23 protein-coding genes are annotated in these 25,568 nt (G+C 39.1%); 11 read left to right on the top strand and 12 right to left on the bottom strand.

Annotated features, from left to right (window positions below):
• Nucleotides 1-6: 6 nt before the first annotated feature.
• The 4 genes from DSM03_RS08610 to DSM03_RS08595 form a co-directional block, all read right to left on the bottom strand.
• Nucleotides 7-564 carry a DUF4251 domain-containing protein gene (locus DSM03_RS08610; protein ID WP_128763121.1) on the bottom strand — a complete coding sequence of 186 codons (558 nt, stop codon included), beginning with the start codon at nucleotides 562-564 and terminating at the stop codon, nucleotides 7-9.
• A 46-nt stretch (nucleotides 565-610) separates the two neighbouring features.
• Nucleotides 611-1,456, bottom strand: a complete 846-nt coding sequence (locus DSM03_RS08605; protein ID WP_128760846.1) for a formate/nitrite transporter family protein — start codon at nucleotides 1,454-1,456, stop codon at nucleotides 611-613.
• 4 nt (nucleotides 1,457-1,460) lie between these two features.
• Nucleotides 1,461-1,769 carry a tRNA-specific adenosine deaminase gene (locus DSM03_RS08600; protein ID WP_128763120.1) on the bottom strand — a complete coding sequence of 103 codons (309 nt, stop codon included), beginning with the start codon at nucleotides 1,767-1,769 and terminating at the stop codon, nucleotides 1,461-1,463.
• A 183-nt stretch (nucleotides 1,770-1,952) separates the two neighbouring features.
• Nucleotides 1,953-3,920, bottom strand: coding sequence for an aconitate hydratase (locus DSM03_RS08595; protein WP_128763119.1), 1,968 nt, complete (start codon nucleotides 3,918-3,920; stop codon nucleotides 1,953-1,955).
• Between the two features lie 147 nt (nucleotides 3,921-4,067).
• Here DSM03_RS08595 and DSM03_RS08590 point away from each other — a divergent pair, with 147 nt between their 5' ends.
• The 3 genes from DSM03_RS08590 to DSM03_RS08580 all read left to right on the top strand — a co-directional run bounded on the left by DSM03_RS08590 (nucleotide 4,068) and on the right by DSM03_RS08580 (nucleotide 5,942).
• Complete coding sequence (locus DSM03_RS08590) at nucleotides 4,068-5,045, top strand: TerC family protein (RefSeq protein ID WP_128760849.1); 978 nt, start codon at nucleotides 4,068-4,070, stop codon at nucleotides 5,043-5,045.
• A 102-nt stretch (nucleotides 5,046-5,147) separates the two neighbouring features.
• The gene (locus DSM03_RS08585) at nucleotides 5,148-5,450 is read left to right on the top strand and encodes an HPF/RaiA family ribosome-associated protein (RefSeq protein WP_128760850.1); all 303 of its coding nucleotides are present in this window, start codon (nucleotides 5,148-5,150) and stop codon (nucleotides 5,448-5,450) included.
• A 9-nt stretch (nucleotides 5,451-5,459) separates the two neighbouring features.
• Nucleotides 5,460-5,942: an arsenate reductase family protein gene (locus tag DSM03_RS08580; protein ID WP_128760851.1), complete on the top strand. Its 483-nt coding sequence runs from the start codon at nucleotides 5,460-5,462 to the stop codon at nucleotides 5,940-5,942.
• A gap of 73 nt (nucleotides 5,943-6,015) precedes the next feature.
• Here DSM03_RS08580 and DSM03_RS08575 read toward each other — a convergent pair whose 3' ends face one another.
• The 6 genes from DSM03_RS08575 to DSM03_RS08550 form a co-directional block, all read right to left on the bottom strand.
• Nucleotides 6,016-6,384: a hypothetical protein gene (locus DSM03_RS08575; RefSeq protein WP_128763118.1), complete on the bottom strand. Its 369-nt coding sequence runs from the start codon at nucleotides 6,382-6,384 to the stop codon at nucleotides 6,016-6,018.
• An 8-nt stretch (nucleotides 6,385-6,392) separates the two neighbouring features.
• Nucleotides 6,393-6,989, bottom strand: a complete 597-nt coding sequence (locus DSM03_RS08570; protein ID WP_128763117.1) for a nitroreductase family protein — start codon at nucleotides 6,987-6,989, stop codon at nucleotides 6,393-6,395.
• Between the two features lie 82 nt (nucleotides 6,990-7,071).
• Nucleotides 7,072-7,323, bottom strand: coding sequence for an acyl carrier protein (locus DSM03_RS08565; RefSeq protein WP_128763116.1), 252 nt, complete (start codon nucleotides 7,321-7,323; stop codon nucleotides 7,072-7,074).
• A gap of 27 nt (nucleotides 7,324-7,350) precedes the next feature.
• Nucleotides 7,351-8,619, bottom strand: coding sequence for a beta-ketoacyl-[acyl-carrier-protein] synthase family protein (locus tag DSM03_RS08560; RefSeq protein WP_128760855.1), 1,269 nt, complete (start codon nucleotides 8,617-8,619; stop codon nucleotides 7,351-7,353).
• Nucleotides 8,606-9,061, bottom strand: a complete 456-nt coding sequence (locus DSM03_RS08555; RefSeq protein ID WP_128763115.1) for a 3-hydroxyacyl-ACP dehydratase FabZ family protein — start codon at nucleotides 9,059-9,061, stop codon at nucleotides 8,606-8,608. Before DSM03_RS08555 ends, DSM03_RS08560 begins: the two co-directional genes overlap by 14 nt.
• A gap of 3 nt (nucleotides 9,062-9,064) precedes the next feature.
• Complete coding sequence (locus tag DSM03_RS08550; RefSeq protein ID WP_128763114.1) at nucleotides 9,065-11,467, bottom strand: zinc-dependent metalloprotease; 2,403 nt, start codon at nucleotides 11,465-11,467, stop codon at nucleotides 9,065-9,067.
• A 191-nt stretch (nucleotides 11,468-11,658) separates the two neighbouring features.
• Between DSM03_RS08550 and DSM03_RS08545 the strand changes: the two genes are divergently transcribed.
• The 6 genes from DSM03_RS08545 (at nucleotide 11,659) to DSM03_RS08520 (ending at nucleotide 19,353) form a co-directional block, all read left to right on the top strand.
• Nucleotides 11,659-13,122: a circularly permuted type 2 ATP-grasp protein gene (locus tag DSM03_RS08545; protein WP_128760858.1), complete on the top strand. Its 1,464-nt coding sequence runs from the start codon at nucleotides 11,659-11,661 to the stop codon at nucleotides 13,120-13,122.
• Between the two features lie 46 nt (nucleotides 13,123-13,168).
• Entirely contained in the window at nucleotides 13,169-14,113 is a 945-nt protein-coding gene (locus DSM03_RS08540; protein WP_128760859.1) for an alpha-E domain-containing protein, read from the top strand.
• A gap of 56 nt (nucleotides 14,114-14,169) precedes the next feature.
• Complete coding sequence (locus DSM03_RS08535; protein ID WP_128763113.1) at nucleotides 14,170-15,168, top strand: transglutaminase-like domain-containing protein; 999 nt, start codon at nucleotides 14,170-14,172, stop codon at nucleotides 15,166-15,168.
• 140 nt (nucleotides 15,169-15,308) lie between these two features.
• Nucleotides 15,309-16,415: a peptide chain release factor 2 gene (gene prfB / locus DSM03_RS08530; protein ID WP_128763112.1), complete on the top strand. Its 1,107-nt coding sequence runs from the start codon at nucleotides 15,309-15,311 to the stop codon at nucleotides 16,413-16,415.
• Nucleotides 16,416-16,417: 2 nt separating this feature from the next.
• Nucleotides 16,418-16,762, top strand: coding sequence for an arsenate reductase (glutaredoxin) (gene arsC, locus DSM03_RS08525; protein ID WP_128763111.1), 345 nt, complete (start codon nucleotides 16,418-16,420; stop codon nucleotides 16,760-16,762).
• An 86-nt stretch (nucleotides 16,763-16,848) separates the two neighbouring features.
• The gene (locus tag DSM03_RS08520; protein WP_128760863.1) at nucleotides 16,849-19,353 is read left to right on the top strand and encodes a TonB-dependent receptor; all 2,505 of its coding nucleotides are present in this window, start codon (nucleotides 16,849-16,851) and stop codon (nucleotides 19,351-19,353) included.
• Nucleotides 19,354-19,523: 170 nt separating this feature from the next.
• Here DSM03_RS08520 and DSM03_RS08515 read toward each other — a convergent pair whose 3' ends face one another.
• Nucleotides 19,524-19,721 (bottom strand): hypothetical protein, encoded by a 198-nt coding sequence (locus tag DSM03_RS08515; RefSeq protein WP_128760864.1) that lies wholly within the window; start codon nucleotides 19,719-19,721, stop codon nucleotides 19,524-19,526.
• Between the two features lie 124 nt (nucleotides 19,722-19,845).
• Between DSM03_RS08515 and fumC the strand changes: the two genes are divergently transcribed.
• Nucleotides 19,846-21,240 carry a class II fumarate hydratase gene (gene fumC, locus DSM03_RS08510; protein ID WP_128763110.1) on the top strand — a complete coding sequence of 465 codons (1,395 nt, stop codon included), beginning with the start codon at nucleotides 19,846-19,848 and terminating at the stop codon, nucleotides 21,238-21,240.
• Between the two features lie 496 nt (nucleotides 21,241-21,736).
• Entirely contained in the window at nucleotides 21,737-22,276 is a 540-nt protein-coding gene (locus DSM03_RS08505) for a methyltransferase domain-containing protein (protein WP_236643943.1), read from the top strand.
• 14 nt (nucleotides 22,277-22,290) lie between these two features.
• Here DSM03_RS08505 and DSM03_RS08500 read toward each other — a convergent pair whose 3' ends face one another.
• Nucleotides 22,291-25,533: a cytochrome c biogenesis protein gene (locus DSM03_RS08500; RefSeq protein WP_128763108.1), complete on the bottom strand. Its 3,243-nt coding sequence runs from the start codon at nucleotides 25,531-25,533 to the stop codon at nucleotides 22,291-22,293.
• Between the last annotated feature and the right edge of the window lie 35 nt (nucleotides 25,534-25,568).

Below are 25,568 nucleotides of genomic sequence, written 5' to 3'. Positions count from 1 at the left end.
CGTTTTTTATTCTGAATCTTCCTCTTTTTCTTGAAGTTCAGCTACAGCACCACGAAACTGCATTACTGTACGCTGCGTACTGTTTACTGAAAAATTAGCATTAAGATTCGGACTTAAATTGAGGATAAAATTATAAGCTTCATTACCTTGTTTGTCTTTGGCGGAAAAGGTAATGATATACATGCCACGCTTGGTAGTTACCGTATAATCTTTGGCAATATCTTCGATATTGATACCGGTGTCTCTGTTATTGTAACCGCCCCCCATTCTTCGTTCTCCGAAAAAGGGTAATTCTGCATAAATACTATCGCCTTTGATCCGAAGATAGTTTGGATTTCCGATAAGATTTATTTGCCCTGAATTGTTTCCGGGACCTAATATATTACTGTTGAGCACGGCACTTACCGCTACCGTATTCATAGGCATGGCAAAATTAGATTCGATTTCAAAAGACCGGTCTGCTATCCATTGATTCAAATGTTCGTTGGTCGTGGCATCCCTGTTTTTAGAACTTCCACAAGAGACCAAAATCAGTACAACTAATAATCCTATTCCTGGTTTCATAATCGATGTTTGTTTGAGTAACTACAACTCCCTTAATTTAAGATTTTTAACTCACATTATTTACAAAAGCCCTGTATTTCAGTAACGCAACAAAGAATGCTCCACCTACTGCATTCCCTAATAATGCGGTAGATTGAACCCAAAGGTACCTTCCCAAGGTAATTTCAGGGCCTAAAAGGTAAGCGCTAAAGACTTCTATATTACCGATGATACTGTGATGTAAACCGGCAAATGCCATCGTAGCTGTGATGAGAAATATAATAATGATGCGGCTTACCGTATCTTTTGAAGAAGTAACCAACCACGAGAGTAATCCCATCATCCACCCTGCAAGTATTGCGCTTACCAGGATGGTCGGTAACGAAAAGTCAGCAACGTGATTACCGATTTTCACAATAGTCTCCGTATCAAAAATATGAAGCTGAGGCCCTAACCAGAGCATGACAAAGGCGATGAGCCACCCGCCTATTAAATTTCCTAAAATAACCAGCCCCCAAATTCTCAACAGACTGCCGAGTCCGTGTTTTCGGTTTAAAACCGGTAATGTCAGTAAGGAAGTTTGTTCCGTAAATAATATAGATTGACCTAAAACAACCAGAATAAATCCTAACGGATAGACCAAAGCTATGATCTTGAACAAACTGGTTTCCGGGAGATAATCTGAAAAAAAGTAGAACATACTACACAGCATCATATAACTGAACCCCAGTTCTAATCCCGCTGTAAAAGAACTCATCAAAACACTGCTGGTGCTTAATGTATAAATTTTTCTTCCTTCGCAGATTTGCTCTTTTAAAATCTCCCCGTGACTTTTTGCCTGAGATTCTTCAGAAACTTCAGATTTCTCAAGTTCCTGATCTATATTCTGTTGTTTAACTTCTTCTTCGCTCATAATTTTAGTTCCAGACTGCAAGGGCTTCATCACGCAGTACTTGTTTTAAATTAAATACTGCATGGCTTTTTCTGGTATGTGAACAGCCTGATAAACACTTAGAATTTAACGGCTTACCAGCTTGCTGAATTCTCGCCAATTCTGCGTGCTGTGTACAATCTGTAGGAACTCCTACCCGATTAGGACCTGCTGCAATTAGGAGCGTATCGTTTACGATAACCGCGCCAAAAGCGACGCCTCCTTGGGTCTCTTTACCTTTATAAGCACACGCAATGGCACGTAGCAAGAATTCTTTATGTAAATTTTCTTCCATATCCTGTTGCTAATAAACAGCTGTCAAATGTACTATTGATAAACCAATAACGATGAGGGATTAACGCATTTATAAGAATATCATAGACACTACTACTACCACAAACCTTACGGATTTACAGGAATAAAAACAGGGTTCTGAAAAAGAATATCTATTTTTTGAGCAAGATCCTTTTATAAATGATCAGGCAGATAGTTTTTCTTTAAAATCATTGATGATCCCTCCTTTTAACAATACACGGATTTGTCTGTCACTCAGGGTATGTTTGGTAGGTATGGAAATTGTGCCGGTTTCTTTTTTGATAAGCACTTCTATTGTATTTCGGTTTTCAACCAAATCGCGCAGGTTTTTAAACTGAATCGTATCATCCTGTTCTATTTTTTCCAGATCATCAGGATTTTCAAATTCCAGCGGAAGAATACCAAAATTCACCAGATTTTGCCACGCAATTCGCGCATAACTTTTGGCGATTACTGCAACCTGTCCTAAATATTTCGGTGCTAAAGCAGCATGCTCACGACTGCTTCCCTGGGCATAGTTTTCTCCCGCAACCACGATATGGCCTCCCTCCTGCTGTTTGGTCTCCATCGCCCGGTCATAAAAAGTCTCGTCAATTACCGTATAGCTGTATTTACTAATTTCGGGAAGATTCGAGCGAAACGGAAGTACTTCGGCTCCGGCTTTTAAGATCTCATCGGTAGAAATGTTATCTCCCATTTTCAATAAAACCGGAATCTCATAACGATCCTGAAGCGCATCAATATGGGGTAAGGACTTGATATTCGGACCTTTTTTGAGTTCCACTTTACTGCCATCTTCTGCCGGAGCAACCAGCATATCCCTATTAATAATGTGCAATTCGGGATCTTCATATTGCGGATAGCTCATAGCATACAGATCGGCTAGATCCCTCGGATCGGTAATTTTACCGGTTAATGCCGACGCCGCAGCGGTCTCGGGGCTGCACAAATGCACCTGATCGTCTTTAGTACCGGAACGATCGGGAAAATTACGCGGCATTGTACGTAAACTGATGGTACCGCTGGCAGGAGCCTGTCCCATCCCGATACAGCCCATACACCCACTCTGGTGAAAACGCGCTCCTGCCGTAATCAGATTGGCAAAGGCTTTGGTATCTATCATATTCTGTATGATCTGGCGGCTGGTAGGATTGACATCAAAAGAAACATCCGGGTTAACTGATTTTCCTTTTACAATCGCTCCGGCAATCCAAAAGTCGCGTAAACCGGGATTTGCAGACGAACCAATCACTACCTGAGAAATCGGCTTGCCGGCAACTTCACTTACAGGCACCACGTTTCCGGGGCTCGTAGGTAAGGCAATGAGTGGTACCAGTTTATCCAATTCTATATGTTCGTGTAGATCGTATTCACAACCTGCATCAGCCACCAATTCAATCCAGTCTGCTTCACGATCCTGAGATCTTAAAAAGTGTTTGGTTTCCTGATCACTTGGAAAAACCGTAGTTGTAGCGCCCAACTCAGCGCCCATATTGGCGATCACGTGACGATCCATAGCACTAAGGTGCTGCAGTCCTTCTCCGTAGTACTCGATGATTTTACCAACACCCCCTTTAACGTCATGACGGCGCAGCATTTCTAAAATTACATCTTTGGCACTCAACCAATCCGGTAATTTACCGGTGAGCTTCACGCCCATTACTTTCGGCATTTTTACAAAATACGGTTGTCCGGCAATAGCGGCCGCGACATCTAGCCCCCCCGTACCGATTGCGAGCATGCCCAATGAGCCGGCAGCACAGCTGTGACTATCACTACCAACCAGCGTTTTTCCGGGTTTGCCAAAGCGCTCCATATGCACCGGATGACTAACGCCATTCCCCGGCCGACTAAACCAGAGTCCGAATTTTTGAGCCGCACTGTGCAAAAACGCGTGATCATCGGCATTTTTAAAATCGGTTTGTAACAAATTATGATCTACATATTGTACCGCAACCTCGGTTTTTGCACGGTCTAAGTTCATGGCTTCTAGTTCGAGCTGCACCAGCGTTCCGGTAGCATCCTGTAAGAGTGCCTGATCAATTTTAAGACCGATTTCTTTTCCGGGAATGAGTTTCCCTTCTACAAGATGGTTGTTGATGAGTTTTTGAGTAACATTGAGTGGTTTCATAGTAGTTTTTCTGATTCCTATTAAATTATTGAGAGTATCAGGAACACACAATTATTTAACAGCAATTTAGAACCTAAACCACTTGAAGGCCCGTGAACTGTAGTAACTTTGTTCAAAAATAAATTAGCTCAACTAATTCAATTATATATGCTCGTCTGGGGACTTTTTATCGCTTTCATTTTAATTTGCCTTGCACTCGATTTGGGGGTTTTTAATAAAAATGACCATGTTATAAAAAGTAAAGAAGCGGGTATCTGGACAGCGATCTGGTTTACGATTGCAATGGCTTTTAGTGGCGTGATCTACTGGCTTTTTAATGCTGAATTGGTAGAAAACCCAACAGGTTTGAGTCCGGATAGTGCCGTGTTGAAATACATCACCGGTTACCTGATCGAATTATCCCTCAGTATAGACAACGTATTTGTGATTGCTGTGATCTTTTCCTCCTTTAAAATTCCACCTAAATACCAGCACCGCGTGTTGTTCTGGGGAATTCTGGGGGCTATTATTTTTAGAGCACTCATGATCGTTTTTGGTGTAGCACTCATCAATAAATTTGAATGGATCATTTACGTTTTTGGAGGGTTCTTACTTTTTACGGCATACCGAATGCTCAAGTCTGATGATAGCGACTACGATCCACAGGATTCTACAGTCTATAAAGCGGTAAAAAAGCTGTTTCCGGTTACCACCAGGATGGAAGGTCACGACTTTTTCATCAAAGAGCAAGGAAAAAAAGCAGCCACTCCCCTGTTTTTAGCCCTGATCGTTATCGAATTGACAGACATTTTGTTTGCATTAGACAGCATTCCGGCTATCTTGGCGATCACAGCAGATCCATTTTTAGTATTTACTTCTAATATTCTCGCGATATTAGGGTTGCGTTCTATGTATTTCTTGATATCCAGAATGCTTCAGAAGTTTAAATACATTCATTACAGTCTCGTTGTAATTCTCGCATTTGTAGGATTAAAAATGATCTTCTCGCATGTGATTGAAATCCCAGAATGGCTTTCGCTTGCGGTTATTATTGTATCGCTTGTGGGCGGTATTTTGGCTTCTCGTTACCTAAAAGGAGGTCAAGAACCTGAGGAAGCAACCGGTAAAGCAGAAGAACTACCTTAGAATTTAAGTTTCATTAACGTAAAGGTGTCAAAGAAAGCCTAAAATGTATTGAAAGGCTTCAGGCTTTCGTTAACTTTAAGGATACATTAAAAAGAAACTTTTATGAACTATAATTTTGAATATCATGATGTAGCTGCAAGTGCTGCATTAGAGGAATTTACAAAAGAGCAATTGGATAAATTAGCCAGCAAATACGACTTTATCGTACGCGCAGATATTTTCTTTAAGACCGAAAATACTTCTAGTGATGAAACGGGCAAAATTGCCGGAATCAGACTGAGTGCGCCGGGCCCCAGATTATTTGCCGATCACAGCGCTAAGAATTTTCATGAGTCAGTAAAAGAAGCTACCCGGGAACTCAACATTCAGCTGCAAAAACGAAAAGCTAAAATGAAGTCTCACTAAAATTTAGATATGAAAAGTATAGCAAGAGACGAAAATCAGATCACGCTCATTTACAGCAGCACCACCCGTACAGGTGAACGCACAAACGCACATATATCTGCTGTAAAAGATAAAGAGTTACAGACTATAGATATTGCAAAAACACCCCTTACCGGGACGCAATGGGCAGAATTAGCTGATGAATTGAATAAGCCGCTTAAAGAGCTGTTTAGTTTTGAAGATGTTAGTGATGATGACGAATTGAAAACAGCAGATTATGATGAAAATGATTATATCAATATCATCAAAAATCGTCCGGAGCTTTTTGCACATCCCATTATCATCCATCAAGACGATGTGAAACAGGTTACTAATCCTACCCAGGCTCAGGAGTTTTTGGGTGTTGACAGTGCCGGTTTAGATAAAAAAATGATGCACGAAGATCCTACGATCAGCAGCACGACAAAGAAAGAACGCTTTATTGACAAGCCCGATGAAGGCGATCACAACTAATACATGTTTAAGCCTAAAAAAGCGGATCATTGTTAATGATCCGCTTTTTTTATGAAGTGTAATTGATTTACGATCAATCTTTTTCCACTACAGCAATGGGTTGAATAGAGGGTTTTATTTTCTCATACAACTCAAATTGGTACTCGGTCAATACTTCACTCATAGCACCACTTTCTTCAAGACTGGCTTTGTAAAGTTCGTCCAGTTTTTGTTTTCCCGTGTATTCTTTGGCTACCTGTTCACGCATCAATAAATAGTCGGCAACATTCGTCTTGAACAACAGATCTTGCTTTGGCGTCATCCCCAACTTGTTAGAATAAATTTCAGTCAAAGAATCTGCAGTTTTCTCGATATGTGCGGGCTTTTGTTCTAAATATTGAATTTGAGCCTGAGCCGCTACTCCTGCAAAAATCAATACCGAAATACATAGAGTACGTAACATAGTCTTAATTATTTAGATTGAAAATTACCATTAAATGCAAACGCATCAACCGGTTTACGCTCACGCATTTTTTCAACTTCCTGTTCTTTTAAATCGTCAGATAATTGATCCGGATCTCCGCCATAACGACCAATAGCTACAGCAGTAGCGACCCCAAAATCTGAAGTGAACTCAAACTCTTGATGTGCTTTTTCTTGATCTATACCGCCCATTTGATGCACAGCAATACCGTTATGATTGGCTTGAATCACAAGATTCCCCATAAAAAGACCTAAATCATGCAGTGCGTGAAAATATGCGTCTCCATCAAAATTTGTCTTTTTATAAGCAGTAACCATCAAGACTTGAGCATGCTTGGCCCAATCTTGATTAAATGGAATTAAACATGATAGTATACGGTCATAAACCGCGTCTCCTTTAATCCCATAAATAATACGCCAAGGTTGCTGATTATAAGAACTAGAGGCCCACCTACCGGCTTCTAAAAGTTGTTTAACTTCAGATTCAGAAACAGGCACATCGTCAAAAGCACGTGGACTCCAGCGTGTTTTGATAACATCTATAACATCATAATCGGTAGGGGTAATTTTTGTGATTTCTTGCATAATAGTTTTTACAAGAAATATAGCAGAATAAGCACTGTTTAGAAATGACTTTAACGACCCTTAACGTATCAGAAATAAGATTTTAACGTGTTGCTAACTTTTGCTCAATTAAGGCAATAGAAGCAGTTACCGTTTCCATATTGTCCAGCTCATCATCTTCAATGGTGATGTCAAACGCATCCTCTACATCTAAGACGATATCAACAAGGTGTGTAGAGTTTATGTTGAGATCGGTTACCAAATGACTCTCTGGAGAAATGGCATCAGGATTAACGTCTTCCGGTAAATAAGGCTTAATGATCTCTTTAAGTTTTGGGTATATATCCTGACTCATACATGTAGTTTTTTCGCGTTTGCGAAATTAAATTTTGCTAAAAATAAGACAACAGTTAACATCCCCAAAACCAAAACTCGCTTTTGCAAGTATATTAAAGTTTAAATCTGTTTTTTGGGTAGGAATTCTGGAGGTCGAAATTACTTTTTCGATCTCAGGATGAACGTTTTGTAAATTGATATTCGGAAATAAAAATTGATGCTTCAATTCTAAGACTGAAGCCACGCACTCAATACTACCGGAAGCTGCCAGGCAATGACCGGTCATGCCTTTTAACGAATTGATATAGGGAAAATCGACTCCAGATCTCCCCAGGGCTTCACTCCAATTCTGAATTTCTAAATCATCTTTTGCAGTGGCGGTGAGGTGACCGTTGATCACATCGATTTGGGAAGCAGCTATTCCTGAATCAGATAGAGCTGCTGTTATACAACGCTTTACCGCTACGGGGTTAGGTGCCGTCATCGAACCTTCTTGACGCTGGCCGCCGCTATTGCTGTGACCTCCTAAAATTTCTGCATAAATCGTAGCGCCGCGCTTTTGAGCACTTTCTAAAGTTTCTAAAACAAGGGCTCCTGCTCCACAACCGGGTACAAAACCAGAAGCATGAGCATCCATAGGTCTTGAAGCCTGAGTTGGATTATCATTATATTTTGAAGGGAGTATGCGCAAGGCATCAAAGCCACACCATACATAAGGCCCGCCATCGCTGGTACTTCCTGCAAGCATACGGGTTGCTTTACCTGCTTTAATACGCTCATAAGCCATAAAAATAGCTTCAGTTCCTGTGGTGCACGCAGAAGAGTTTGTGGTTACAAGATTCCCTAAACCCAGCATTCCGCCGAGATAGGCACTTACACCACTACTCATAGTCTGTTGCACGCTGGTGCTCCCTAAACGGCGGGTATTCCCTTCGTCAACTTTATAAATACTTTCGCGGTATTTGTCTACACCCAGTGTGCCCACACCAAAAATGGTTCCGCTTTCAAAATCACACTGTTCGTCATCAACTGCTAGACCTGCATCTTGCCAGGCTTCCACACCTGCTGCAACTCCATAAAGAATTCCGGCTGCATTGAAATTACGTAATTGGAGTGGCGTAAAGTATTTAGCTTTTACAGCTTCAGAAATGAGGGGCATCCCTCCTATTTGGCACGAAAACTTGAGCTTTTCAAGTTCCCTGTAAAAACGGATTCCACTTTTACCATTTTCTAGCGCTTCTTTAAACGCAGGCACACCAACACCATTAGGGGAGCAAACCCCGAGACCGGTAACTACTACTCTATGATTTTGCATCGCCCGGTTTTAAAATACCTGAAAAAACACCATTACAAACGGTTTCTCCCGCATCGTTCAACATCTTAACTTTTGACTTCAATTTAAAGAATCTAAAGTATTCTAAATCAGATAGTACTGTTACTTTTTCATTTGGAAAAACCGGCTTGTAAAAACGGGCTTCATTTTCTACCATCGCTACAGTTGAATTCGATTTTAAATCAAAATCTTTATCCCGTAATAAATAGATTCCCAAACTCACCAGACCTATCTGTTGCATACATTCAAGCAAAATAACTCCAGGTGTAATTGGAAAATTCACAAAGTGACCTTTGTAAAAATCATGGTTTTCATCAAAGGTATATTCTCCTGTTATATGGGTCTGTGTAACCTTTGTTATTTTATCTACAAATAAAAAGGGGTCTGTGTAAGGTAGTTTACTTACAATTTCTTCTTTGGTCACGGTTTAGTTATTAAGGCATTGAAAACTTCCAATAGGCGAACCATCTGGAATCTCAGGCGCAGGAACAGGTTTAAATTCATCAGGATCTTTGATAAATCTACCTAATTCCTGAGCGATGTACCGGTCATTTGCATCTTGAGACAGTGCCAGTTTCATGGTCAAATCTAAGAATTTTGAATAGGTTATAGCCTTAACCTGTGGAATTGCTTTACTATTTACAGCAAGTTGTTTTAAATGCGCTAACACCCTGTAGTTAATAGTTTTTTGAACTTCAGCTAAATAAGTGTCTTTTTGCGCTTTGTAAAGTGTTTGTTCTAAGAGAATGTTCAGCACTTTATCAAATGAGGGAAGTTTAGCATCCCAGGCATGTTGTGCAACAATTCGATTAGCCCGTTCTGCATTCAATAGAAAACCTAAGGTCATGGATGCTGCAGTTTCAGGCGCACCTAGTGGATCAAAAGTTATCCCGGTATTTCCTTTAAAGCTTTCTCTCGTTCGGTTGTAACCAAATGCTCTGGGCGGAAATAAGCTCAGTTTATCTTTAGGAATTGCTAAATATGCAGCATCTAATGTTTTCAGTACCGAATGTAATGCGTTTAATTGTTCGTGTTCGGAAACAGTCGCTACAACCTGCTGCTTGTCATCACCTTTTACCGCATAATTGTAGCGTAAACCGCCAATGCTTTTGATAGCAGCTTCGGCTTGATACCTGTGGTAAAAATACAATGGAACAAATACATCCTCTAAAGTGCTATAGCTCTCACCTGTGCGAATATTATCTATTGAAAAATTCTCAATCGCTTGTTTCCGAAGTGCTAAAACAGCATTCAGTTCATCTGCTGCGTGTGCACCGTTATCCCACAAATGGGCATCAGGGTGAGAACCGGTTGAGGAACGAGCATCACTATCTGTAATAAAACGCAACCCTTTTGCTTCAGCTTTTTCCAGTACTTCGTTGAGGTACCAGGACTCAGTCATCCCTTTAGGCACATCCCCATAACTATAAGCTACAGTAACCTTATCCCAATCGCCTATTCCTACTGCATACGCATCGCTAAAATCAATTGTACCATTCTTCAGACGGATTGTAGGATGTGGATAATCCATAACCGAAGCGCGATCTGCAACACTTGCCGCAAAATTATGAGCAAAACCTAGGGTATGCCCTACTTCGTGAGCTGATAGTTGTCTGATGCGTGCAAGAGCCAGTGCTAACATCGGTTCATAATCAGCATCGCTCACTGCAAAGGGTTTATTCATCAGCGCCTGAGCGATCATAAAATCCTGACGGATTCGCAGACTACCTAAACTTACGTGACCTTTTAAGATTTCACCGGTACGAGGGTCTACAACACTGGCTCCATAACTCCATCCTCTTGTACTGCGATGCACCCATTGAATCACGTTATAACGCAAATCTAAAGGATCTGCGCCTTCCGGCAGCATTTTGACCTGAAAGGCATTTTTATATCCTATACTTTCATAGGCTTGATTCCACCAGCGGGCACCGGCTAACAATGCAGAACGAACAGGCTCCGGAGTTCCCGGATCTAAATAATAAACAATAGGTTCAATGGGTTCACTAACGGCAAGCTCAGGATTTTTCTTTTGAAGGCGGTGTCTTATAATAATACGTTTATCTATAGGATCTTGTACCGGACTAGCATAGTCTTTATAGTGTCTATATATAGCACCAGAACGTGGGTCAAAAGCACGCGGCTCATATTCATCATCAGGCAATGCTACAAACGAGTGATGCTGTACTACAGAAACCGAAGAGGCATCTGGAGCTACAGATCTTAAATTACGTCCTTCAGGAGTGCCGGCGAATGTTAGTAAGGCTTCAAACTCTACATTTTTAGGAAAAGCTTTAGTATGCGCTAATGCTAATGCACTTTTGGATTGATCAACTTTATAAGTACCTTCTTTATTAGATTTCAATCGTTGAGCCACATCATGGGTATCTTCCATCAAAAAAGGAGTTAGGTCAATCACATAAGTAGCATCTTTAGTTTCTTTGATCTCAAACCCGTATAAAACAGATTTTGCAAAAGCCTCCTGTACCGATTCTTTTTCCGCAACATTATCAGTTAGGGCGCGATAATCCTGATTGGGTTGTACTAAAAGTAATTTGTTGCCTGCTTTTATGAACTTTACCAAAGCTGTACCACCTAGTTGCCCACGATCTAACCCTATATCATTAGAACCCAAACCACTTTTTAAAGCATGTACGTATAGAAATTCTGAATCGAGATCCTTGACCTCAAGGTAAATTGCATCATCCTTTTCACTATAATGAAAGGAAAAAAACCCCTTTTGAGTTTTAAGGTTTTCCTTTTTATCTAAAAATTGAGCAGAAACCACTGAAGCTAATAAAAGGAAGGCGATCGTAATTTTATTCTTCATCTATAAAGTCTGTTTTTGAGAATAGCTAGTTAGTTAAAAAGGAACAAATTTGAAAAGTTATTGTTAATTATTAAAAGATTTTCAGTTTAGGCTGATTAAAATGCTGATAACGCAGTTATATTTTGGATAATTAATGATTTATTATGCGCTTTTAGTTGATAAATCATTAATTTAACTAAAACTAATCACCAATGGCTACGACCCAACAATCAATCTTTGCTTCTTATGATAAAGATCCTAAATTTTATGATGAGATATTTGATGAAAAAGGAAATGTAAAAAAAGTTTATCAGACACTTTTTGATCTTTACAGCGGTCATTCAAGTCAGGATTTTGCCAAATTGAATGATAAGGCTAAAGCCTCCTTTTTCAATCAGGGGATCACCTTTCAGGTTTATACAGATCAAGAGGCCAAAGAAAAGATTTTTCCTTTTGATTTATTCCCCAGAATAATCGATCAGAAAGAATGGGATACTATTGAGCGAGGCGTTTTACAACGTAGCAAAGCATTAAACCATTTTATTTGGGACATTTATCACGATAAGAAAATCATCAAGCAAGGTATTGTGCCTTTGGATTTGATTACTTCATCTGCTAATTATTTACACCAGATGATAGGAGTTGATCCGCCGGGAGGAATTTACAATCATATTTCAGGAACTGACCTGATTAAACATTCAGATGGTAAGTATTACGTTTTAGAAGATAACATCCGCTGCCCCTCTGGGGTGAGTTATGTTATCTGTAACCGTACCGCATTAAAAAGAGCTTTGTTTGGAGTTTTCAATCATTATAATGCACACACAGTAACAGATTACGCTCAGAACCTTCTGGAAATTATGGAGTCTGTAAAACCACGCGGTGTAGATGAACCTAATTGTGTCGTGATCACTCCGGGAGTTTACAATTCTGCTTACTACGAGCATTCGTATCTCGCCAAGTCAATGGGAGTCGAACTTGTAGAAGGTCGGGATCTCTTTGTAGAAAATGACTTTGTTTATATGCAGACCATTAAAGGTCCAGAACGGGTAGACGTGATTTACCGCAGAATAGATGATGCATTTTTAGATCCTTTAGAGTTTAGACCAGATTCTGCTTTAGGAGTTCCGGGTTTATTTTCAGCCTATAAAAAAGGAAATGTATGTCTTGTAAATGCCCCGGGGACAGGTTTTGCAGACGATAAAGCGGTTTACACCTATATGCCTGAGATCATCAAATATTATTTAGGGGAAGAACCTATTCTTAATAATGTACATACCTACCACTGTAGCAGACCAGACGAATTAAAATATGTTTTAGAAAATGTAGACAAGCTGGTTATCAAACCTGTTGATGAAGCCGGTGGTTATGGGATTTCAATAGGGAATCGGCTTACACAAGAAGAAATCGAAAAGGTTAAGAAAACCATACAGGCGAGTCCAAGAAAATATATTGCGCAACCTATAATGAGTCTTTCTGTTCACGCCACATATATTGAAGAAAGTGAATCTTTTGAGTCGCGCCACGTAGATCTTAGAACATTTTGTTTACAGGGAGCAGATAAAGATTTCGTACTCAAAGGAGGTCTTACCCGAGTAGCACTTAAAAAAGGAAATCTTATCGTAAACTCTTCTCAGGGAGGTGGTTCTAAAGATACATGGGTCTTAAAAAAATAAATTTTTGACGCAACTTAACTTCAAATTATAAAGTAAAAACAAATTTATGCTTGCACGAGTAGCGAATAATTTATTCTGGATGGGCCGTTATATTGAACGCGCGGAACATGTTGCCAGATACCTCAATGTTAATTATTTTTCTTCACTAGATGCTCCTAATGAAAAGTCACAATCCAGAGATCACGTCCTCCACTCCTTGCTCTTTATGGCTAACGGTCCTGTTGAAGAGGGTTATGAACTTACTGAAAAAAATGCATTCTACGATATAGGCTTAAACCCTGAAGAATCTTTTTCGGTTTTAAACTGTATCAAGTATGCCCGGGAAAATGCAAACGGTGCGCGAGATCTCATATCAACAGAACTCTATGAGTCTATAAATAAGTTTTACCATTTTGTTTTAAATTATGATGCCGACTTTTTTGTAAGTAAAGGCCTGTTTGATTTTACCACACAGATCGCAGAATCCACCTCTATTATACGAGCAAAAATACGAGGAACGTTGCTGCACGATGAAGTGTATGCGATCATCATGCTAGGCGTTAATATTGAGCGGGCAACGCAGATAGTACGCATTATTCAGGCTAAATATTATGACGCGCTAAAAGCGCAGGGGGGATACGATAAGAAATTCAGTAAAAGTTATGAGTGGACGACACTTTTAAAGTGTATTGAAGCGTATGATATGATGCGCAGGCATTATAAAAAAACACCTACAAGTTTAAGCACTTTAGAGTTCTTGATACTCAATCCGGAGTGTCCACGCTCGGTAATGAATAGTTTAGTACAGGTAAAAAATCACATCAATGTATTGAATGAAGATAAATATCCGGAGAAGGATTCAGCCGCTTTTTTAATAGGAAAAACCCATGCAGAATACCGCTACAAGACCGTAGATACTATAGAAGGCAACATTGAGCACTTCATAGAAGAGATCCAGGATACGCTTATTGATATCGCAAATAAAATAGAGAAGGAATACTTCAAGTATTAAATATTTAAATACTACGGGTTTAAATAGTACTTTTGTCAGGTTAAACCCCCTATATCTTGGAATATACAATTAAATACAAAGCTGTTAACACGTACGAGTCTACGGTTGATGAAGCTTTCTGGCAATTTCTTCTAAGACCTGAAGAAAATAAAACCCAGCACGTAAGAATTTCTAAATTCACAAATTCGCTAAACACAGGCATCGAAACTTCTACAAATACATTTGGATTTCCTATTTGTCGAGTACACCCCAAAAAACCTTTTGATACTATAAGTTTTGAGGCGAGTTACATCATGAGTAAAGAAGTAATTAATCCATTTTCGGCATTAGACAGTGTTGCTAATCCTGAGCATTATGCGTTGATCAAAAGCCTTAACTTTAAGATTGATTATGAGCGTTTTCTCAGCATAACGCCGCTTACACAGTTAGAAAAAACACAGTTACCCGTTAAGTTCTCTGAGGAGCGTTCTATTTTTGATAACCTGACAGAATTGAATGAGTGGGTTTACAAAACCTTTACCTTTAAAACCAGTGTAACGGACGTTAAAACAACTCCTGTTCAGTTTCTTGAAAAAGGAGCTGGTGTATGTCAGGATTTCACACATTTATTCTTAGCTATTGCACGTCTTAATAACATCCCTGCACGATATACTTCCGGGTATTTGCATCAGGGCAATGGTTTTCAAGGTGACTCTCAAATGCACGCCTGGGCAGAATGTTACATTCCTGAAAAAGGATGGTTAGGTTTTGATCCTGCTAATAATTTGATTGCTCTTGAAAACCATATAAAAGTGGCTCACGGACAAGATTACGGAGACTGCGCACCTATTAAGGGGATTATTTACAGCAATTCTGCGGCAAATAAAACTTCGTATACCGTTGAAGTAAATGCGCGGGCAGAAAGCGATCCTGATGTATTTTCTGAAAATCAATTGTTTGAGCCGCTTCCGTTTAAACAACAGTTGGCTTTTCAATCACAATGGCAAAATCAGCAATACCAACAGCAACAGCAACTTAGACAGCAACTGGACAACAATGAGAATACAGCGCTTTAAAAGCCTGTTATTATCTATAGTATAGCGTTTAATTTTCTTAGGTTTGCTTTAGTTTTAAAAAGAGAACCAGCAATCACTAAGTGGTTGGATCTGCGGTGATCTATTTTTAAAAGAGTAACTTTCGTACAAACCGGTTAAGCATGATAACGAGCGATCAGATCAAAGATCTTGTGCAGCGCATTGATGCGCTCAAAACGCATTTAGGTATAGATCAGAAACGAATAGAAATACAAAACGAAGAAGAAAAAACCTTTGACCCTAACTTTTGGAATGACCCAAAAGAAGCCGAGGCTTTTATGCGGAATCTCCGTGAAAAAAAGAATTGGGTTAAAGATTTTGAACAATCCATTATACTTACCGAAGATCTGGAGGTTCTGTTAGAATTTCATAAAGAAGGTGACGCCACTGAAGACGAAGTAATTAAGCAATACGACAAAGCTGAGAAGCTTATTGAAGGGATGGAGTTTAAAAATATGCTTTCTGAAGAAGGCGATGATTTAAGCGCTGTTTTGCAAATTACTGCTGGAGCCGGAGGTACTGAAAGTTGCGATTGGGCTTCAATGCTGATGCGTATGTATCTGATGTGGAGCGAAAAAAATGGTTTTAAGATTAAAGAACTCAATTATCAGGAAGGTGATGTTGCCGGTATAAAAACCGTTACTTTAGAAATTGATGGACCCTATGCGTTTGGTTGGTTGAAGAGTGAAAATGGCGTTCATAGATTGGTGCGTATTTCCCCCTTTGACAGCAACGCTAAAAGACACACTTCATTTGCTTCGGTCTATGTGTATCCGCTTGCAGATGACAGTATTGAAATAGAGATCAATCCGGCAGATATAAATTGGGATTTTGCCCGCTCATCTGGTGCTGGTGGTCAAAATGTGAACAAGGTAGAAACCAAAGCGATTTTAACCCACCACCCTACCGGTATTGTCATACACAACAGTGAAACACGATCTCAGTTGGAGAATAGAGAAAAGGCTATGCAAATGCTAAAGTCTCAACTTTATGAGATCGAACTAAAAAAACGTCAGGCTGCTCGTGATGAGATAGAAGCTGAAAAGAAAAGTATTGAATGGGGATCGCAAATACGTAATTATGTATTACACCCTTACAAATTGATTAAAGATGTTCGCACCGGTGAAGAAACCGGGAACACTGATGCCGTTCTAGACGGTGATATCGATGCTTTTCTTAAAGCGTATTTGATGATGACCGGCCAAAAAGAAACCAGTAACGAACTGTAATTATGTTAAAAATATATCACAATCCACGTTGTAGCAAAAGCCGGGAAGGCTTAGCTCTATTAGAAGAGTCTGGTAAAGAATTTGATATCGTCAAATATTTAGACACACCTCCTTCGTATATTGAGTTAGCTGCAATTATAGGAAAACTAAAAATTGCTCCAATTGAACTCGTTAGAAAGAATGAAGCTATCTGGAAAGAGCAGTTTAAGGGAAAGAATATGTCTGATAAAGAGCTTATTCAGGCTATGGTCGAAAACCCGAAGTTAATAGAACGTCCTATCGTAATTCTTGACAATGAAGCCGTTGTGGGTAGACCTCCCGAAAACATTAAGAAGCTCTTAAGCTAAATCGATTTATCTTAACAGAATTTTAACCAATTGTAATTAAACCTCTCTTATTTTCTTAGTCTAAGTATTGAAACCAAAAAATGACTATGAAAAATATTTTCCTGTTGGGGTTACTTTTAGTATTTACAACCCTGACATACGCTCAATCTTCAACGTACTCAATCACAGGTAAAGTGGTTGATAAAGATGCAGGTATCCCCTTAGAATATGCTACAATTACCGTCACAGATGTTAATAATGCTGAGGATGTGGAAGGGGGTATTACAGACACTTCCGGTAATTTTACTATTGAAGTTCCTGCAGGAGAGTACACGATCAAAATCGAGTACATTTCTTTTCAGCCCATTATTCTTACTAAAAAGATATCTGGAGATCTAAACCTCGGGACAACGCAATTAGAATTTGCTGCCTCTGATCTGGATGAAGTTACTGTGGTTGCCGAAACCACTACGGTAGATATCAGATTGGATAAAAAAATCTACAACATTGGTAAAGATTTAACTACAGCTGGTGGTACGGTAAGTGACGCTTTAAATAACGTTCCTTCGGTTTCTGTAGACGTAGAAGGAAGCATCAGTCTACGAGGTAACGACAATGTACGCATACTCATTAATGGGAAACCTTCAGCGATTGCTGGTTATGGTTCTACTGATGTTTTGAGACAACTTCCGGCAGATGCCATAGAGCGTGTAGAGGTGATCACCTCTCCTTCTGCAAGATATGACGCAGAAGGTACAGCCGGTATTTTGAATATCATTTTACGTAAAGAGAAAACATTAGGTTTTAACGGGTCCTTAAATACAAGTGTGGGTAACCCTGACTTGGCTAGTATTTCAGCAAATCTAAATTTACGCACAGATAAATTCAATATTTTCAACACTACGGGGTACCGCTATTCAAGTTCTCCGGGTAACGGATATTTTGATACACAATACAATACGACAAATGAGGTAACTCCTACTTACGATCGTATTATTGAAGATCGCGATATTCAGCGTCTAAACCGGGGTTTCAATACCAACCTTGGATTAGAATATTATATATCTGATAAATCTTCTATTACCGGTACTGTTTTCTACCGAAATGGTAATGATGTTGACGAAACAACAAACCTTACTGAAAGCTTTAGGGATGCTTCTAAAGTTCTTGAGACGACACGTATAGAACGTCAAAAAGAAAAAGATGATCGGTACCAATTCTCTCTAAATTACATCAACCGCTTTAATGACGAAGGACATCAATTAACTGCAGATGTTCAATATGCGACCAGTAAAGAGATTCAAAATACATTTATCAATGAAGATATCACTTTTGACACGGAAGATACCACCCCTATTATAGCAGAACGTTTATTGACTAACGAAAAGCAAAACGAATATTTGATTCAGGCAGATTATGTGCTTCCATTTGGTGAAGGTTCTCAATTTGAAGCAGGTTACCGAGGTAATTTTGAAAATGAAGTTACAGACTATCGTGTAAATCAAGAGCAGATTGCCAATTCCAACAACTTTGTTCAGAATGATACCTTAACCAACCTCTTTGACTACACCGAAAATGTAAATGCTGCGTATACACAGTTAGGAAGTAAATTTGGGGACTTTTCTGTTTTAGCAGGCTTGCGTTTAGAAAACACACAACTTAAAGGAAAAATAGGTTCTGCACTAACGGAAGCAGAACTACAGGATATCTATGGTTTTGAGATCAATACTGATTTTGACAACAATTATTTAGGCCTCTTCCCTACGCTTAATGTAACCTATGAACTCAATGATCGGGAGAATATCACATTGGGTTATAACCGCCGTATCAACCGCCCAAGAGGATGGTTCTTAAATCCGTTTCCGGATAGAAGTAGCCGGAATAACGTCTTTCAGGGAAATCCTAATTTACAGCCTGCATTTGCAAATGCTTATGACTTAGGCTATTTAAAGAGATGGGATAAATTAACCCTTACCTCTTCGGTTTATTTTCAGCGTGAAACCGAATCTTTTGAAGTTGTACAAGAGATTATTGAGCTACAGGGACAAGGAAGCAACACCAATGGAAATACGGTAATCAGAAGTATTCCTGTAAACCTTTCAAGTAACGAACGTTTAGGTGCAGAATTGGGTGTTTTATACAATCCGGTAAAATGGTTAAGATTGAATGGTAGCTTTAACTTCTTTCAATTCAACACAGAAGGATTCTTTAATAATGTAGACTATAGTGCTAAAAACACCAGTTACTTTGCACGTTTTAGTTCAAAGGTTTCACTTCCGCTAGATATAGACTGGCAAACCAATGCTTTTTACAGAGGTGCTTCACAAAATGCACAGTCTGATACAGACGGTATATTATCTATTGATCTTGCATTGAGTAAAGATGTTCTAGGTGATAATGGTACGATTTCTATGAATGTAAGTGACTTGCTAAACGGAAGAAAAAGAAGTCAAATTACCACAAATGATTTATTTACTAGAGATAGTGAGTTTCAGTGGAGACAACGTCAGATTAATTTATCATTTGTGTACCGCTTCAATCAGCGTAAAAACGAAAGCCAGAGAAATCGCCAAACAGGTGGTGACGATGATGAAGGCGATTACCAAGGTTAACCGCAATACCCTTTCATTCCCTAATTCAAAAAAGCCTTCTCAGTTGAGAAGGCTTTTTATTTTCAATACAATTTTGAATAGCAAATAATAGGAGTTTAGTTCCTATCAAAAAAAAAAGTCCTGCTCATATTGAGCAGGACTATTCACTTAAAAGTATATAGTAAGAATACTTACGAATTTCCTCTTTCTAATTTTTTCTTCTCACGGATTTCCTTCATACGTTCTACAAACGCACCACCAATCCAATAAGGAAGAATAGAAACTAAAAATATCATTAACCAAAACCCGATGGTTAAAATGGTTAAAAACGCTAAGAAGCCTAAGTATTGATCAAATTCAAACATAATATGGTTTTTGTCTTGTGGCAAATTTAGTATTTATCTTGTAAAAAACACAACTCATTTTTTAATTTATAAACAGATTTATAACCATCCTAAACAGTAAAAATTAACGACAAACCTTTATTTTTGTTAGACCACTAAAAATACCAAAATGGAATACAGAATAGAGAAAGATACGCTGGGTGAAGTTAAAGTTCCGGCAGATAAAATCTGGGGGGCTCAGACCGAGCGTTCTCGCAATAATTTTAAAATTGGCAACCCGGCTTCCATGCCTTTAGAGATCGTTTACGGTTTTGCTTACCTTAAAAAAGCTGCTGCTTATACCAATGCAGAGTTGGGAGTGCTTTCTGAAGAAAAAAGAGATCTGATCGCTCAAGTTTGTGATGAGATTTTAGAAGGAAAACACGACGACCAGTTTCCGCTTGTAATCTGGCAAACCGGCTCAGGTACCCAGAGTAATATGAATGTGAATGAAGTGATCGCAAACCGCGCACATCTGCTAGCCGGAAAAAAATTAGGAGAAGGTGATAAAACACTTCAACCTAATGATGATGTCAATAAATCGCAATCTTCAAACGATACGTTCCCAACCGGGATGCACATTGCTGCTTATAAAAAAGTAATGGAAGTTACCCTGCCGGGCGTTATCAAATTGAGGAATACACTTAAAAAGAAATCTGACGAGTTCCGGGAGGTAGTAAAAATTGGACGCACGCATTTAATGGACGCTACTCCCCTAACCCTTGGTCAGGAATTTTCAGGTTATGTTTCTCAACTGGATCACGGGATCAAAGCGCTTGAGCATACTCTAGATCATTTATCTGAACTGGCTCTTGGTGGAACCGCAGTAGGAACCGGATTAAACACGCCTAAAGGTTATGCAAAATTAGTTGCAGATTATATTGCAAAATTTACAGAACAGCCTTTTAAAACTGCAGACAATAAATTTGAAGCGCTTGCTGCTCATGACGCGATCGTAGAATCTCATGGAGCCTTGAAGCAACTTGCAGTTTCTTTGAATAAAATCGCCAATGATATTCGTCTTTTAGCGAGTGGACCACGTTCCGGTATCGGGGAGATCACAATTCCTGCAAATGAGCCGGGATCTTCTATTATGCCAGGGAAAGTGAACCCTACGCAATGTGAGGCGCTTACCATGGTTTGTGCTCAGGTAATCGGTAATGATATGGCTATCGCTGTTGGCGGAATGCAAGGACAGTATGAGCTCAATGTTTTTAAACCGGTAATGGCAGCAAACTTTTTACACAGCGCCCAGTTAATAGGTGATGCGTGTACTTCTTTTGAAGAGCATTGTGCTGCGGGTATTGAACCCAATCATCCCCGTATTAAAACCATGTTAGAAAATTCGCTAATGCTGGTTACTGCGCTGAACACAAAAATAGGATACTATAAAGCTGCTGAAATCGCAAACACAGCTCACGAAAACGGAACAACGCTGCGTGAAGAAGCTGTAAATCTGGGTTATGTTACTGAGGAAGAATTTGACGAGTGGGTGAAACCAGAAGATATGGTTGGCGAACTTTAATTGGGCTTTAAGAAGGTTAATCACTAATAAAAATGGCTGTCTGTATAGACGGCCATTTTTTTGTTTATCTAAAGTTTTATATTGTGATACATTTCAGCAGATCACTTTATAAGTACGCTTCTGAAGTTTAAATCTCGATTATCGAGTAAACTATCTCGGGGCAAGCCCACGAGGCATTCGTTAGCAACAAATTTTCAATTTCGAGGCAAGCCTCGGGGTATTAAACCCTTTGGCGGCGCCAATAAAAGTTCATATAACGCAACTTTTCTAATTTATGTATACAAGCATTAAGAGCTTTATTTTAAAAATTGTCCCCAGGCGTTTATTGTTTAGATATGAGTATGCACTTCGGTATTTCTATTATCTTTTTTATAAAGGAACTAAATACCAATGCAATCTCTGCAGAAAAGGATTATCCAATTTTGTATCGCTTAAAAACGAAAGATTATGTCCGCGATGCGGAAGCCTTCAACGAACCAGAAGACTTTACCAAATAGTGAATGATGGATTTCTTAATCCGGAAACTGAAATACTGCACTGCTCACCTTCAAGAAGTATTTACAGAGTATTGAAAAAACAACCCCATTATTTAAGCTCTGATTTATCAGAAAACTTCTGGTCTGATGTTTCTTTTGATATCACCAAAATTGATTCAGTTGACGAGAGCTTTGATCTAATAATAGGTTATCATATTCTAGAACATATTGAAGAGGATAAAAAAGCTATGCAAGAATTATTTCGGGTTCTCAAATTTGGAGGCACCTGCATCATACAAACGCCTTTTAAAGAAGGTGACACTTATGAAGATTCTACAATAACAGCACCTGAAGATCGAAAACAGCATTTTGGGCAATCGGATCATGTGAGGATTTATGCTGTTGATGGACTTCAAAAAAGATTAGAACAAGCTGGATTCTGTGTTGATGTCAATGAGTTTACATCAGATTATACCAATACATATGGATTGAGTCCAAATGAAAAAGTTTTGATATGCAAAAAGCCAATTCAACTAAGTGCAGACCAAAACTTTTTATAACCTATTGAGCAATCTTATTTTTTGTAAAACTTCTTGTATTTAGGATACGCTAACAGAGCAAACACAACTACACCTATAAAAATACCGATAGCTCTATTAAGGTTTAATATATTATCCCCACTTGCATAACTGTGCAAACCAGACAACCAGAAATTCACTCCAAAATAGGTCATCATAATACTTCCATAAGCTAATATTGCCATAAGATTGAAAAACCACCTGCCGCGTAAACCGGGAACTAAACGCATATGTATCACAAATGCATAAACCATAATACTGATCAATGCCCAGGTCTCTTTAGGATCCCAGCCCCAGTAACGTCCCCAACTTTCATTGGCCCATTGCCCTCCTAAGAAGTTACCTATAGTAAGCATCACCAGACCTACCGTCAACGCCATCTCATTGATGATTGTGAGCTCTTTGATATTGAGTTCCATTTTAGTTTTATTCTTAGAATTAGTCAGCAACATTAAAAGAAGCGAAACCAGACCTAAGATCATTCCTAACGTAAAAGGACCATAACTGGCAACGATAACCGCAACGTGTATCATCAACCAATAACTGTCTAAAACCGGTTGTAAATTTGAAATTGCAGGGTTTAACCAGTTCATACTTGCCCCCCAAAGAATTAACGCCGCAACAAACGCAGTACTGGCAATAGTGAGCGAACTCTTTCGGCCAAAGGCCAATCCAAAAAACATAGTTGCCCAACCTACGTATAAAATAGACTCATAGGCATCACTCCATGGTGCGTGACCAGATATATACCAACGCCAGATCAAGCCTAAGGTGTGTAGCGCAAAAAGTAATACTACTGCTCCACCAGATATACGAACCATCGTTTTAATGAACGTATTGTCTTTAAAGATGCGAATGATCACAAAAACAAACATAACGATACTCGCCAGCAAATACATCCAATAGAGTTTTGTGAAAATATCATGCTTGTTGTAAAAGACTTCAGCATCTACTTTGTCCTGAGAAGGCATTACCGAACTACCATATTTTTCCTGAAAACTTTTAATACTCTTTAAAAAAGTATCTGCCTTCGAATAATCTCCGGTTTCATTTCCTTCTTTTAAAGCTGAAAAATAGAGCGGAAGAATCTGTTTGGTATATAGAGAGTCCATCCCTTTATAACCAGATTCATTCAGTTCTGGATACGAAACCCATTTGTTATTTTCATCATCCACAAGAGGGAATATCTTTAAGATCTCACCACTCACGGCACGATTCAATAACCCCAGACGCTCTGCAATATCTATAAAGTCTTTATCAAAATTGTTTTTCACTTCAGCTTGATACGCGCTGGTGATATAGGGATCGAGTTTATTACGCCCCATATTGTCTATAAAATCTATAGCACTCACAAACTCCTGACCTTTAGGAACACCGATGATTCCGCGCAAACTGTCATTTGCCTTTTTGATATAAATAAAATCTACATTATACCAAAAAAACGGAGTTTCAACCATAGATAAGAAAACCTGATCTGCCGTAAGCCCTTCATATCTGTCGCTTCGGCTCAATTTACGCAGCAACTTACTCGAGAAAGTATTAACCGGCATCATACGTCCGCCATCGTCTTGTATAACCAACTTGCCAAACTTCGCTGCTTCTTCTGCAGGTACTTTATTAGCCATCAGCATCGAGTCTACCTGGGTTTTCGTAGGAGCTGTGTGTTGTTCTTGTTCTAGTGTCGCAGTACCCGGAATTATATCTTCAGGTTTTTGCTCAACGACTTTGGTATTTCCGTTTTCTACTATTACCTGCTCTTCCTGTGCAAAAGTTTTAGTTCCGCAAAGGGCGAAAAGAATAACGATTACGGTTAGCTTCACCTTTTTAGCTTTTACTTTATCCAATCTTATTTTTAGGTCTCCAAAACGACTTCCTTTATCAAACAAAATAATCATCAAACCTAAATACAAGAGAAAATAACCGATATACGTAATCCATGTCCCCACCATATCATGATTTACTGAAAGTACCGTACCCAACTCATCAGGATCAAAACTCGCCTGAAAAAAGCGATACCCTTTGTGATCCAAAACATGATTCATAAAAATATCATAGTCAAAACTGGTTTGTGGCCCGTCAATAACCGTCACTTCACTTTTGTATGAAGAATATGCATTAGTAGTACCTGGATAGCGTTCTGCAATAAAATCATTGAGTCTAATTGAGAATGGTAATTCCACCGCTTTGCTTCCGTAGGCCATATGAAAAGTAAGATCTCCGATTTTTGTAGAAACCATTTCATTGCTAAAGCCTTTACCTCCTAATAAACCTATTTCTTCCTGTCCGTCTTCCGTTTTTACGGTTACAAATAACGCATCAGCCTGGCCTTTCTGTTTTGGGAATGCTTCAACAATACCATTTTTACCTTTCATCACCGGATCTGGGATTACAAACTGCATACCCCCTAATTGATATAGTGCTCTCAGCTTCAATTCCTGAACACTGTCTTTTGCGACCTCGTAATCCGTTTGAGTTGCCATAACACGGGTACTTCCTTCAAACGGAGTGTCTAGCGTATAATTATCCCCATCATACCCAATGTTAATCGCACCTTCTGTAGGCTTGTTTAAAGCAAATAACATATTGTGAATACTCGCAACCTGCCCTTCTTCTAAGTAATGCTCGTGGCGCTGACCATCACCAGCCTCTACTATTTTAAGCTGGGCTAAACCATCAGGGTCTTCGATCAAGCCTTCTTCAGCTCCATCTATAAAATTAGAATAGGAAATAGTTACCGGTTTACTTGCAAAATCAGTTTGCCAATCAAAATTATTATCCAGCCTTGTTGAAAGATTCAAACGCTTAGGATCTAAAACCCTCCGCATAGGGGCGCCGTCTTTTTCTCCATCTATAAAGACCTGCAAATAGGTTTTTTCGCTTAAAAAAGTATTCTGAGTTTCTCCCTCTCTAATAGGCATAACACCTTCATAACCCACATAGCGCGTCCAAGCTGCTCCAAAGATGATAAGGATAAAGGACAGGTGAAAAACCAACGTAGACCACTTTTCTTTTCGCCAAAGCTTAAAACGCCAAATGTTACCTAAAAAGTTAACGATGAAAATTATATGAATCAACTCAAACCACCAGGTTTCATAAACGAGTTCGCGAGTATAAGGAGTGGGTGAAGTTTCCTGACCGGCATCAAGAATGGTTCCTGTAGCTAGTGCTACAGCATAAACAATAAATAAAACGGCCATTAAACGGGTAGAAAACAGGAAATCTGCAATACGTTTTTGCATGATAAATGTGCAATTTTTAGATTGCGCGAAGTTAC

Origin of the sequence: Leeuwenhoekiella aestuarii (genome assembly GCF_004104055.1) — a bacterium.
Taxonomy (GTDB): domain Bacteria; phylum Bacteroidota; class Bacteroidia; order Flavobacteriales; family Flavobacteriaceae; genus Leeuwenhoekiella; species Leeuwenhoekiella aestuarii.
The sequence above is the reverse complement of the archived record's forward strand: the minus strand, read 5'-3'. Positions and strand labels throughout refer to the sequence as shown.

What these genes read in the sequence shown, in the direction of transcription:
- DSM03_RS08610 (WP_128763121.1), bottom strand. Translation starts at nt 564, where the DNA reads ATGAAACCAGGAATAGGATTATTAGTTGTACTGATTTTGGTCTCTTGT.
- DSM03_RS08605 (WP_128760846.1), bottom strand. Translation starts at nt 1,456, where the DNA reads ATGAGCGAAGAAGAAGTTAAACAACAGAATATAGATCAGGAACTTGAG.
- DSM03_RS08600 (WP_128763120.1), bottom strand. Translation starts at nt 1,769, where the DNA reads ATGGAAGAAAATTTACATAAAGAATTCTTGCTACGTGCCATTGCGTGT.
- DSM03_RS08595 (WP_128763119.1), bottom strand. Translation starts at nt 3,920, where the DNA reads ATGAAACCACTCAATGTTACTCAAAAACTCATCAACAACCATCTTGTA.
- DSM03_RS08590 (WP_128760849.1), top strand. Translation starts at nt 4,068, where the DNA reads ATGCTCGTCTGGGGACTTTTTATCGCTTTCATTTTAATTTGCCTTGCA.
- DSM03_RS08585 (WP_128760850.1), top strand. Translation starts at nt 5,148, where the DNA reads ATGAACTATAATTTTGAATATCATGATGTAGCTGCAAGTGCTGCATTA.
- DSM03_RS08580 (WP_128760851.1), top strand. Translation starts at nt 5,460, where the DNA reads ATGAAAAGTATAGCAAGAGACGAAAATCAGATCACGCTCATTTACAGC.
- DSM03_RS08575 (WP_128763118.1), bottom strand. Translation starts at nt 6,384, where the DNA reads ATGTTACGTACTCTATGTATTTCGGTATTGATTTTTGCAGGAGTAGCG.
- DSM03_RS08570 (WP_128763117.1), bottom strand. Translation starts at nt 6,989, where the DNA reads ATGCAAGAAATCACAAAAATTACCCCTACCGATTATGATGTTATAGAT.
- DSM03_RS08565 (WP_128763116.1), bottom strand. Translation starts at nt 7,323, where the DNA reads ATGAGTCAGGATATATACCCAAAACTTAAAGAGATCATTAAGCCTTAT.
- DSM03_RS08560 (WP_128760855.1), bottom strand. Translation starts at nt 8,619, where the DNA reads ATGCAAAATCATAGAGTAGTAGTTACCGGTCTCGGGGTTTGCTCCCCT.
- DSM03_RS08550 (WP_128763114.1), bottom strand. Translation starts at nt 11,467, where the DNA reads ATGAAGAATAAAATTACGATCGCCTTCCTTTTATTAGCTTCAGTGGTT.
- DSM03_RS08545 (WP_128760858.1), top strand. Translation starts at nt 11,659, where the DNA reads ATGGCTACGACCCAACAATCAATCTTTGCTTCTTATGATAAAGATCCT.
- DSM03_RS08540 (WP_128760859.1), top strand. Translation starts at nt 13,169, where the DNA reads ATGCTTGCACGAGTAGCGAATAATTTATTCTGGATGGGCCGTTATATT.
- prfB (WP_128763112.1), top strand. Translation starts at nt 15,309, where the DNA reads ATGATAACGAGCGATCAGATCAAAGATCTTGTGCAGCGCATTGATGCG.
- arsC (WP_128763111.1), top strand. Translation starts at nt 16,418, where the DNA reads ATGTTAAAAATATATCACAATCCACGTTGTAGCAAAAGCCGGGAAGGC.
- DSM03_RS08520 (WP_128760863.1), top strand. Translation starts at nt 16,849, where the DNA reads ATGAAAAATATTTTCCTGTTGGGGTTACTTTTAGTATTTACAACCCTG.
- fumC (WP_128763110.1), top strand. Translation starts at nt 19,846, where the DNA reads ATGGAATACAGAATAGAGAAAGATACGCTGGGTGAAGTTAAAGTTCCG.
- DSM03_RS08500 (WP_128763108.1), bottom strand. Translation starts at nt 25,533, where the DNA reads ATGCAAAAACGTATTGCAGATTTCCTGTTTTCTACCCGTTTAATGGCC.